Origin of the sequence: Bacillus horti (assembly GCF_030813115.1) — a bacterium.
In the GTDB taxonomy this organism is placed as follows: domain Bacteria; phylum Bacillota; class Bacilli; order Caldalkalibacillales; family JCM-10596; genus Bacillus_CH; species Bacillus_CH horti.
On sequence record NZ_JAUSTY010000017.1, the window covers coordinates 83,874 to 95,085 of the forward strand.

Here is an 11,212-nt window from a genome sequence, read left to right on the forward strand (position 1 = left end):
ATCGGCACTCTGTAGCTGTTAACTTACTGCTATTAGGGTGTCGTCTTTTCTTTTTACCAAATGACTTTTTTGATAATAGAAGCTTAAGCTCCACCAGTTTTCTCAAGTAGCAAAACAGATAAAAAAGAGGTACAATGAGTGGTGATAAAACAACAGTATGATCATGGAGTGTGGAAGGATTGTTTAAACCTACTTTACAGTGTATACAAGCATTAAATATAGATGAATTTCACTCCTTTACCTTAATGTATCCACTTGAAATGAGCCATGATTTATGGTTTCCTTTATATCAAGAAATAAAGCAGCAGGAAACGCATCACATGATTTTGGAGAGTGGAAGAGCTGGTCGCTATTCGGTCATCGGATATAGGCCCGTAACCCACATTGTGGGCAAGGATGGTAAGCTGACGTACAACGAGCTTTCAAAGCAAGGGACTGTGGTAAGCACGAAACAGGAGGAAGGAGAGCTCCTCGATCTCTTGAAAGCTTATACGGAAGGAAAAAAGGCGTACCATTTTGGCGAAGAAGGAGAAATCAGTGCTGGCCTATTCGGCTATTACAGCTATGATTTGGTTCGGGAAATTGAAGAATTACCTAAACAAAGTACAGATGATTTACACACACCAGATGTAAATTTGATGGAGTTTGAGCAGCTTATCGTTTTTGATCATACCGAAAATCAGCATTGGCTATTACTCTCTCAAGAGCTTCAAGAACTTGGCTCTGATCAAGGGGAGGTAGCCCTTCAACAAACGTATGAAAAGGCCCAGAATAAGCTGTTACAGTGGAATGAGGAGTTGCAGAGCTGGATTGCACAGTATGAAAACAAGAAGCAAAATGTTAAGCATGAAAAAAGTGAAGAAGTAGATAGTCAAGGAGTAAGCTACAAAGGGTTATCCGAGGTTTCGGCTGAGCTTCCTCCGTTAGTTCCATCTCTTGAGGAGCCGGCTTTTGTCCAAGCGGTAGAGAAAATTCAGCAATACATTGCGGCGGGTGATGTGTTTCAGGTCAATCTATCAGTCAGACAAGCACGTCCGTTATATGGGGAGCCTTTAGATATTTATCGTCATTTACGGCAGATTAATCCTTCTCCCTATATGGGCTATCTCCATTTCCCTGAGCAACAAGTTATTTGTGGATCACCTGAGCAGCTGATTAAGCTTAGCGGACAAAAGCTAAGTACAAGACCAATCGCTGGCACAAGACCTAGAGGTGGAGATCGTGAGCAAGATCTAAAGCTAGCTCATGAGCTCATTCATCATCCTAAGGAGAGAGCTGAGCATGTCATGCTGGTGGATCTAGAGCGTAATGACCTGGGTAAGGTGGCTGCTTTTGGGACGGTACATGTGGATGAGTTTATGGTGATTGAGGAATATTCCCATGTCATGCATATCGTATCAAATGTACAAGGAGAGCTAGCACCCGAGTATGACGCGTTTGATGTGATTCGGGCTGTGTTTCCTGGAGGTACGATCACAGGAGCGCCTAAGGTGAGAACGATGGAGATTATAGAAGAGCTTGAACCCGTGAGAAGAGGGGTTTACACAGGGGCAATAGGCTGGATAAGCTTTGCTGGAGCTATGGAACTGAATATTACGATCCGCACCATGCTTGTTCAGCAGGAGCAGGTTTATGTGCAGGCGGGAGCGGGAATTGTTATTGATTCCGTACCGCAGAATGAATATCAGGAATCCTTGAACAAGGCGAAAGCTTTGTGGAAGGCGTATGAGCTTAGTGTAACAGAATGGAAGCAAAGTGAGCAGTCACATAAACTAGAGAAGAGCACAGAAGAGACGAGTTTACAGGTATAATCAGGGTTAAAAATATGAGCTGAGAATAGCTGAGGAGGAGATTTAAATGATCGTTATGATCGATAACTATGATTCATTTACGTATAACTTGGTGCAGTATTTAGGAGAGCTAGGGCAGGAGCTTAGGGTGTTTCGTAACGACAAAATTACGATCGCTGAATTAGAGGAGCTGCAGCCTGAGTATCTAATGATTTCCCCAGGACCTTGCACACCAGATGAGGCAGGCATTAGCTTGGATGTGATAAAGCACTTTGCCGGAAAAATTCCTATTTTAGGAGTGTGCCTAGGACATCAAGCGATTGGTCAGGTATTCGGAGGAAAGGTAGTACGAGCGGAAAAGCTTATGCACGGTAAAACCTCACCCGTGTACCATGATGAGAAAACGGTCTTTTTTGAATTGCCTTCCCCTTATGAGGCAACAAGATATCACTCCTTGCTTGTGGAAAAAAGCTCATTACCCGACTGTCTAGAGATTACAGCTTGGACGGAGGAAGGGGAGATCATGGGCCTTCGTCATAAGCAGCTCCCTATTGAAGGAGTACAGTTTCATCCAGAATCGATCATTACGGAGCATGGAAAGCAGCTCCTTCAAAACTTTATTCAGACGTATTCAAGCGCTCCTTCCGTATAAACAATGCTGAAAAAATGATGATAAAAACGATACATCCTATATGAGAACAAATCGGAAAGGTAGGAGAGAAGGCACGTGTATGTGTATTTAAATCATGAGCTTACAGCTGAAGAGAACGCCAAAATATCGATTTTTGATCACGGCTATCTTTATGGGATAGGCTTATTCGAGACTTTCCGAACGTATCGGGGTAAGCCTTTTTTGCTTGAAGAGCATATGCAGCGTTTAGCTTTCGCTTGTCAGGAAATTGGGCTCGAATGGAAGCAAGATTTACCTAGACTTAGAGCTGAAATAACGGACTTACTTACACAGAATGGTCTTGAAGATGGGTATTTTCGTTATAACGTAGCAGCAGGAGCCTATCCGATTGGTTTACCTTCAGCACCATATCAGTCTCTAACAGAAGCGTTATTTGTTAAAGCTCTACCTGAGCCAAGTGGAGAAAAAGTGCTAACCACGTTGAGTTTAAGAAGGAACACGCCTGAAGGCTCTATACGCTTTAAATCTCATCACTACATGAATAATATTTTAGCTAAACAGGAAACACCCCTTGGAGCAGAAGGGGTGTTTCTGACAAAAGAAGGCTATGTGGCAGAGGGGCTTGTCAGCAATCTCTTTTTTGTGCGTGAGGATGAGTTATATACCCCAGCTCTGGAAACGGGAATTTTGAATGGAATCACCAGGGAATTCGTGGTAGAATTAGCCGATGAATGGCATATTCCTGTCCATGAAGGCTTTTTTTCCTTAGAGTTTGCCCAGCAAGCCGACCAGGTTTTTGTGACCAATTCAATTCAGGAGATCGTTCCTGTGACTCGCTGGGATCACATCGAATATGCCCCACATGGAAAAGGAAGTGTAGGGGAAAAGCTAAGAGAGCATTACAAACAAAGTACGCTGCAGAGATGAGGAAAAGACATATGCAAACATCCAAAATTAGTGTGGGACGACATATAATGGACATGGATGCACGAACATATATAATGGGTATTTTGAACGCTACACCGGACTCCTTTTCTGATGGAGGAAATTTTATGCAAGTTGATCGGGCTATAGATCATGTAGCTGAGATGATTGAGTACGGCGCTGATCTCATTGATGTAGGTGGAGAATCCACAAGGCCTGGAGCACAGTATATTGCTGCAGAGGAGGAGCTAGAAAGAGTGATTCCTGTTATTGAAGCTCTTGCTAGTCGCTTCGATGTGCCCTTATCCATCGATACGTACAAAGCAGATGTGGCCGAACAAGCTCTACAAGCCGGTGCTCATATCATTAATGATGTTTGGGGAGCGAAGGCAGATCCGCATATGGCTTCCGTAGCTGCCAAAACGAAGGCACCTATTATTCTAATGCATAACAGGAAGGAAAGAGATTACACAAACCTAATGGATGACATAATTGTGGATATGGAGCAAAGCATCCTAATCTCATTGAAGGCTGGAGTACAGGCCAGTCAGATCATTCTTGATCCGGGGATAGGTTTTGCTAAAACGTGGCAGGACAACCTTGTAGTGATGAATCATTTGGAGCGGCTTATCCAGTTAGGCTATCCTGTTTTATTAGGAACGTCGAGAAAGTCGATGATCGGTAAAATATTGGACTTGCCTGCAGAAGAACGAGTTGAGGGTACCATAGCTACTGTATGTTTGGGCATAACAAAAGGCTGCCATATTGTTCGTGTTCATGATGTTAAAGAGGTAACCAGGGCGGTCAAGGTGATGGATGCCATGTTAGGGAAGGGGATTGTGTTGCAGCATGGATAAAATACAGCTGAAGAATATGGAATTTTACGCGTATCACGGGGTGCTGCCTGAAGAGAACAGGCTGGGACAAAGCTTTAAGGTAGACATGGAGCTGTTTTTGAATTTAGCTCCAGCAGGCCAAACTGATGATCTAACGCTTTCTATTAATTATGCAGAGGCTTATAAGCTAGTGAAAAGAATTGTAGAAGAAGAGCAGTACAAGCTAATTGAGGCACTAGCCGAACGAATAGCTCAAGATGCTTTAGATACATGGACCCAATTGGAGGAGGTTTTGGTTAAACTGGTTAAGCCAAACCCACCAATAGCAGGACATTACGATTATGTGGCCGTGGAAATAAGGAGAAAACGATCATGAAGCACGAGTTTTACCTCTCCTTGGGATCTAATATGGGGGAGAGGGGAGCTTACATCTCTCAAGCTTTAGAGCTTCTAGAAATGCAGAAGGAGACGCTTAAATTATGTAAGGTTTCATCCTTTTACGAAACAGATCCAGTGGGTTACTTAGATCAAGGGGCTTTTTTAAATATAGCTGTTTATGGTAAGACTAGCCTGCAACCTTTAGAGCTTCTAGCTCACACACAATCTATAGAAAACACCTTAGGCCGTTTAAGGAGCGTTCGCTGGGGACCGCGGGTTATTGATATTGACATCCTATTGTATAATAGTATACGTATGCGTACTGATGATTTGGTGCTGCCTCACCCGAGAATGACTGAAAGAACGTTTGTCCTTGTTCCTTTAGTCGAGATCGCCCCAGAGCTTAGGCTACCAGATGACCATTATACAATTGGAGAACGAATTCAGCAGGTGGGGAAAGAAGGTGTTCGTTTATGGAAGACCAATTAGTGAAATGGGGTAGGAGAATCAGGGCATACCGCAAGCTTAAAGGGTATACACAGGAACAGCTTGCCCTTAAGCTTCATGTCTCTGTATCCGTTATTGGGGGAATCGAACGAGGAAGGAAGCTTCCCTCCCAGCAATTATTGGAAGATATCGCCCGTGTCCTACGTGTTAAGATAGAAGAATTAAAAGGAGAAATAGAAGGAGTGAACCAGCATGGCCACAAGAAAGCTTAAAATAGGAAACATCGAAATGAAAAACCAAGTGGTTTTGGCTCCTATGGCTGGAGTATGTAACCCAGCGTTTCGTTTGATTGCCAAGGAGTTTGGAGCTGGCCTAGTTTGTGCTGAAATGGTAAGTGATAAAGCCATTTTGCACGGTAATGAAAGAACGAAGAAAATGCTGTTTGTTGATGAGCGAGAAAAGCCGTTATCCCTGCAAATTTTTGGTGGTGACAAGCAGTCCTTAGTTGAGGCCGCTAAGGTTGTTGATCAACAAACAAATGCAGATATTATTGATATTAATATGGGCTGTCCTGTACCGAAAATCACAAAATGTGATGCAGGAGCACGCTGGCTGCTTGAGCCTAAAAAGATTTACGAAATGGTATCTAGTGTTGTGGATGCCGTTCAAAAGCCAGTCACGGTCAAAATGAGAATTGGCTGGGATGACGAGCATGTATTTGCCGTTGAAAATGCCCAGATGGTTGAAAAAGCAGGAGGGCAAGCGGTAGCCGTTCATGGTCGTACACGTGTTCAAATGTACGAAGGTCATGCGAACTGGGATATCATTCGTCAGGTGAAGGAGAATGTCTCCATTCCAGTTATCGGAAATGGGGATGTGAATTCTCCAGAAGCAGCTCAGAGAATGATTCAGGAGACGGGCGTAGACGGTGTGATGATCGGTCGTGCAGCGTTAGGGAATCCATGGATGCTGTACCGAACCATTCAGTATTTAGAGGAAGGTGTGCTTCATCAAGACCCTACAGCTAGAGAAAAAATTGAGGTTTGTGCCTTACACCTAGACCGTTTAATTGCCATTAAAGGTGAAAAAATTGCTGTACAGGAAATGAGGAAGCATGCTGCCTGGTATCTAAAGGGCTTGCGTGGTGCGGCTCCTGTGCGTGAAAAAATTAACTATGTGACGACTAGAGAAGGTATGGTTGACTTATTAACTGGATTTGTGGATCAGTTAGAGGAAAAAGAAGAGGCCGTTCTTTCCTAAGAGATGGCTTGATAGAGATTTATTGCTGAAGGAAATACACGAAAAATCAACGAAGGCATAAGATATTAAGCAGAAGTGACAGTTACTATTTCCTAAATAATTTGCCTTACGTTTACCATAGCTCGATGTTGGGAATGAAGAACTACAGGGAATCGGATACTATCCGATTCCTTGTGTTTGATTCGTAGCTCAAAAGTCTTAGTAGAAAAACAAGAAAAGGAAGATCATTGACAGAGTTATTTTTTTTCAATATAATACCTCTCAAGATTTCATATGAGATGCTTGTAAGATCTAAGAGTGCGGTTGTGCTAGATATTCTACGAAGAGTCTGCCTCTCCTATAAGCCTCATAGTACGAATCATTCACATCTTATGAGCTGAGGGTAACGTATAAATCAATCAGCGATCACATATAATCAAAGGAAATTAATAACGTATGGGGGAGTAAAGCGAATGACAGAAAAAGAAGTAATTCTTACTCCGGAAGGATTAAGAAAATTAGAGGATGAGCTAGATCATCTTAAATCAGTAAAAAGAAAAGAAGTAGCTGAACGCATTAAAGCGGCGATAAGCTATGGAGATATTAGTGAAAACTCAGAATATGACGACGCCAAAAATGAACAGGCTTTCATTGAAGGGCGAGTGATTACTTTAGAGAAAATGCTTCGCAACGCTCGAATCATTCAAGAGCATGAGGTGAACACAGAGGTTGTGAGTATTGGGGCAACCGTTATCCTTAAGGATGTTGAATTTAATGAAGAGGTTGAGTTTACGATTGTAGGCTCTGCAGAATCTAACCCAACTGAAAATAAAATTTCAAATGAATCACCAGTGGGGCAGGCTCTTTTAGGTAAAACAAAAGGGACAGTGGTAGAGGCTAACGTTCCAGCGGGTATGATTCAGTATGAAATTCTAGATATTATAAAGAAATAATTATTTAGAACCATTCTAGAAAATAAGAAGATTTATGTGAAAATCTAGACAAAAAATAAAGAAGCATCTAGATGGCAATCTTAAAAAAGAATCGAGCATAGCTGTAATCATGACCTGCAAGAAACACTGTGCAGGTCTTTTCTCACTAGTAGAAAACCATTAGATCTAGCGTTAGACTAAGCCTTTCTATTGATGGCTGATTATCTAATAGGCTTTAGCTAAGCGGATGTGGTATAGTAACAAGATAACAAGCAAGATGGGATATTTAAGGAGTGTAGTTTAATGAGTGAAGAATTAAATGATCAGCTGCAGGTAAGACGGCAGAAAATGACGAGTCTAAGAGATCAAGGGATTGATCCGTTTGGTCAAAAATATGTACGTGAGCATGTGGCAGCTGAGCTTTTGCAGAAATATGATGCTGTTGCCAAAGAAGACCTCGACCCTCAAGAGATTGAAGTGAATATTGCAGGGCGTTTAATGGCCAAGCGAGGTCAAGGAAAAGCGGGCTTTGGTCACCTTCAAGACTTATCAGGGAGAATTCAAATTTATGTTCGACAGGATCAAGTGGGTGACGAGGCCTACTCTATTTTTGATCAGCTGGACCTTGGAGACCTGATCGGTGTGCGAGGAGCTTTGTTTAAAACGAATCGTGGGGAAACGAGTATAAAAGTAAAGGAACTGACTATGCTGACCAAGGCATTGCGTCCTTTGCCAGATAAATACCACGGTCTAAAAGATGTTGAGCAGCGCTATCGGAAGCGTTATGTGGATTTAATCATTAATCCCGAGGTGCGCGATACATTTGTAGCACGTAGCCGCATTATCCAGTCGATGAGACGTTATCTAGACAAGCTAGGATTTTTAGAGGTAGAAACTCCGACCTTACACACGATTGCAGGTGGTGCTTCCGCTCGCCCTTTTATTACACACCATAACGCTTTAGATATCGAACTATATATGCGTATTGCCATCGAATTGCATTTGAAGCGCCTGATCGTTGGTGGTTTGGAAAAGGTGTATGAAATCGGCAGAGTCTATCGTAATGAGGGGATTTCTACTCGACATAATCCCGAGTTTACCATGCTTGAGCTCTATGAAGCGTATGGGGATTATCAGGATATTATGAAGCTGACCGAGGAGCTTATTGAACATATTGCTCTTGAGGTGCACGGTAAAACGACGGTTCAATATGAGGATAAAAATATCAACCTAGCTACTCCTTGGAAAAGAATCTCTATGGTGGATGCCGTTAAAGAGGTTGTGGGAATTGACTTCAGTCAGCCTATGTCAGATGAAGAAGCTCGTGCCTTAGCGAAAGAGCATGGGGTAGAGATACAGTCACATATGAAGTTTGGGCATATTTTGAATGAGTTCTTTGAACAGAAGGTGGAAGAAACCCTCATTCAGCCAACATTTATCTATGGACACCCTGTTGAAATTTCCCCGTTAGCGAAGAAAAATGAACAGGATCCTCGCTTTACCGATCGCTTTGAGCTGTTTATCGTTGCTCGCGAACATGCTAATGCTTTTACTGAGCTTAACGATCCAATCGATCAAAAAGAAAGATTTGAAGCTCAGTTGCTGGAAAAAGAAGCAGGAAATGATGAAGCGCATGAGATGGATCATGACTTTATTGAAGCGTTAGAGTATGGAATGCCGCCAACGGGTGGGCTAGGTATTGGTATTGACCGTTTAGTTATGCTATTAACAAACTCGTCTTCAATTCGCGATGTCCTTTTATTCCCTACAATGAAGGAAACAAAGGAACATGTGACTGAGGAAGAGTAAAGGTTAGGTAATTGACTAAGGTTAAGTTGCTAAGATCAAATCCCCATTATTTTGGGCTAAATTTTTCAGGTTAAAAATTTGTCTTAGTAGGAAATGTGTAATCAAGGGTTTCTTTGGTTATGAGTTCCCTCTAGTTTAACGAAGCGTATTGGTGTATACTACTTATAATAAAAATGACGCATCCACTAGATGCGTAATGAATATCTACAACTGTGCCGATGAAAAGCATCCAACTTGGAGGCGTTCATGATCGGAGCCACTATTTCTTCTGTGCTCTCTAAATGAACCGGGATTTGCCCGTTATAGCAAAAGCCAAAGAGGGTTCTCTCTGTTTTACGGAGGAACCAAGTTGGGTGGCACCGCGAGCATAACGCCTCTCGTCCCAAACGGATGAGGGCGTTTTTTGTATTTTTTCACTAATTCTAAAGAAGAAAGGGTGCAACTCGCATGCTAGATATTCAATTTATTCGCCAGCATGAACAGGAACTGCAGGAGGCCGCTAAGCTAAAAGGAATAAACATTTCCATTGCGAAGCTGCTGGAAAAGGATCAGCAAAGACGTCATTTTCTACAGCAAGCAGATGCTTTAAGGGCTAAGCGAAATGAAAAAGCTCAGAGGATTACAACTCTGCTAAGCAATGGACAGCAAGGGGAAGCGGAGCAGCTTAAACGAGAGGTTCGATTACTGAATCAACAGATTAAACAGGATGATAGCAAAAGACGTGATTTGGAGTCTGAATATCACCAGCTCATGCTCCAGGTTCCCAACATGATGTCTCCAGACACACCTAAGGGAGAATCAGATCAAGATAATGTAGAGCTTAGAAAGGTTGGAATTGTTCCATCTTTCTCTTACGTACCAAAGGACCATATGACGTTAGGAGAAAATCTTGGGCTAATTGATGTCCCTAGAGGAGTGAAGGTAGCAGGGAGCCGTAGCTTTTTCCTGAAGGGATTTGGGTTTCACCTTCAAAGAGCGGTGCAGCAGATTGCGATAGATGTTTTGATGAAAAAAGGTTTTACCTTTTTAGATGTGCCTACAATAGTGAATGAGGAGAGTCTCTACCATACTGGCTTTTTTCCTGATGGCAGGGAGCAAACCTATTCTATAGAGAAGGAAGAAAAGCATTTAATCGGTACAGCAGAGATCCCTCTTGTTTCTTACTACAGCGGAGAAATTATTGATGTCGCACAGCCTATACAATTAGCTGCTGTGTCTAATTGCTACAGGAAAGAAGCAGGATCAGCCGGAAGAGATGTGCATGGGCTTTACCGTGTCCATCAATTTACAAAGGTTGAGCAGGTTATTCTATGTGAAGCAGATGTCGAAACATCTAATCGATTGCATGAGGAGCTAACGTCAAATGCGGAGGAAATTCTGCAGTTATTAGAGCTTCCATACCGTGTAGTAGCTGTTTGTTCAGGAGATATGGGACAGAAGAACTATAAGCAATATGATATTGAAACGTGGATGCCGAGTAGGCAAGCTTATGGAGAAACCCATTCTTCATCTAATGTGTTAGATTTCCAAGCTAGACGATCAAACCTGCGTTATAAAGATAAAAATGGAGAAGTCAAATATTGCTTCACTTTAAATAATACAGGGATATCGTCTCCAAGAATTTTGATCCCTTTGCTAGAAAACCATCAGCAAGAGGATGGATCTATTTATATACCAAAGGCATTGAGAAGGTATATGAATGATATGGAATTCCTACTTCCATAGTAGTGTCTTTTTATGCATGGTGATTTTAAATAAATGTCATTTTATAGCAGGGAGCCCTTCTTCAAGGAAAGAGTAGCTCACTAAAAAGCAAAGCATAATTCTTTAATTGAAGTACCTATAACATGATAATCCTTTATTCCTAGGCTAAAAGTTCTGCTTGAGCTCTTAGCCTAGAATATTATTTGTGTCTTTTAAAAAAAAAGGTGTTGCATAATATTTTTAGCTGTGATATATTATTACTTGCCGCCACGATAGGCGACAAAATGAGTGAATAAATGAGAGTTTGATTCCATGAAAAAATGGATCGTCGACTAAAGACATCATGTCCTGTGATAACGTCGACACTAGCACATCCATGTGCTTTAGAACCTTGAAAACTGAACAAAGAATAGCCAAGCGTAAAAATAATCTGTTGCTTGCCTTCCTTTCGAGGAAACAAGGAACGGGTCCAATTCTTTTGAATGAACAACGTAATGAGAGCTTATTTCAAGCTATTTCATA

The 11,212-nt window shown here is 41.9% G+C and carries 11 protein-coding genes; all 11 read left to right on the forward strand.

The window, feature by feature from the left end:
* Positions 1 to 170 precede the first annotated feature (170 nt).
* On the forward strand, positions 171 to 1,811 hold the full coding sequence (locus J2S11_RS17305; RefSeq protein WP_419095740.1) for an anthranilate synthase component I family protein: 1,641 nt from the start codon (positions 171 to 173) through the stop codon (positions 1,809 to 1,811).
* Positions 1,812 to 1,857: 46 nt separating this feature from the next.
* Positions 1,858 to 2,442 (forward strand): aminodeoxychorismate/anthranilate synthase component II, encoded by a 585-nt coding sequence (gene pabA, locus J2S11_RS17310; protein WP_307396666.1) that lies wholly within the window; start codon positions 1,858 to 1,860, stop codon positions 2,440 to 2,442.
* 75 nt (positions 2,443 to 2,517) lie between these two features.
* Entirely contained in the window at positions 2,518 to 3,348 is an 831-nt protein-coding gene (pabC, locus tag J2S11_RS17315) for an aminodeoxychorismate lyase (RefSeq protein ID WP_307396667.1), read from the forward strand.
* A gap of 11 nt (positions 3,349 to 3,359) precedes the next feature.
* On the forward strand, positions 3,360 to 4,202 hold the full coding sequence (gene folP / locus J2S11_RS17320) for a dihydropteroate synthase (protein WP_307396668.1): 843 nt from the start codon (positions 3,360 to 3,362) through the stop codon (positions 4,200 to 4,202).
* Positions 4,195 to 4,557: a dihydroneopterin aldolase gene (gene folB / locus J2S11_RS17325; RefSeq protein WP_307396669.1), complete on the forward strand. Its 363-nt coding sequence runs from the start codon at positions 4,195 to 4,197 to the stop codon at positions 4,555 to 4,557. Before folP ends, folB begins: the two co-directional genes overlap by 8 nt.
* Positions 4,554 to 5,048 (forward strand): 2-amino-4-hydroxy-6-hydroxymethyldihydropteridine diphosphokinase, encoded by a 495-nt coding sequence (folK, locus tag J2S11_RS17330; RefSeq protein ID WP_307396670.1) that lies wholly within the window; start codon positions 4,554 to 4,556, stop codon positions 5,046 to 5,048. Before folB ends, folK begins: the two co-directional genes overlap by 4 nt.
* The gene (locus tag J2S11_RS17335) at positions 5,033 to 5,278 is read left to right on the forward strand and encodes a helix-turn-helix domain-containing protein (RefSeq protein WP_307396671.1); all 246 of its coding nucleotides are present in this window, start codon (positions 5,033 to 5,035) and stop codon (positions 5,276 to 5,278) included. The genes folK and J2S11_RS17335 overlap by 16 nt, the downstream gene beginning before the upstream one ends.
* Positions 5,259 to 6,266 carry a tRNA dihydrouridine synthase DusB gene (gene dusB, locus J2S11_RS17340; protein ID WP_307396673.1) on the forward strand — a complete coding sequence of 336 codons (1,008 nt, stop codon included), beginning with the start codon at positions 5,259 to 5,261 and terminating at the stop codon, positions 6,264 to 6,266. Before J2S11_RS17335 ends, dusB begins: the two co-directional genes overlap by 20 nt.
* A 452-nt stretch (positions 6,267 to 6,718) precedes the next feature.
* Entirely contained in the window at positions 6,719 to 7,198 is a 480-nt protein-coding gene (gene greA / locus J2S11_RS17345) for a transcription elongation factor GreA (RefSeq protein WP_307396675.1), read from the forward strand.
* 282 nt (positions 7,199 to 7,480) lie between these two features.
* A complete protein-coding gene (gene lysS, locus J2S11_RS17350; RefSeq protein WP_307396677.1) occupies positions 7,481 to 8,986 on the forward strand; it encodes a lysine--tRNA ligase in 1,506 nt (501 codons plus the stop codon).
* Positions 8,987 to 9,433: 447 nt separating this feature from the next.
* Positions 9,434 to 10,711 carry a serine--tRNA ligase gene (gene serS, locus J2S11_RS17355; RefSeq protein WP_307396678.1) on the forward strand — a complete coding sequence of 426 codons (1,278 nt, stop codon included), beginning with the start codon at positions 9,434 to 9,436 and terminating at the stop codon, positions 10,709 to 10,711.
* Positions 10,712 to 11,212: the final 501 nt, after the last annotated feature.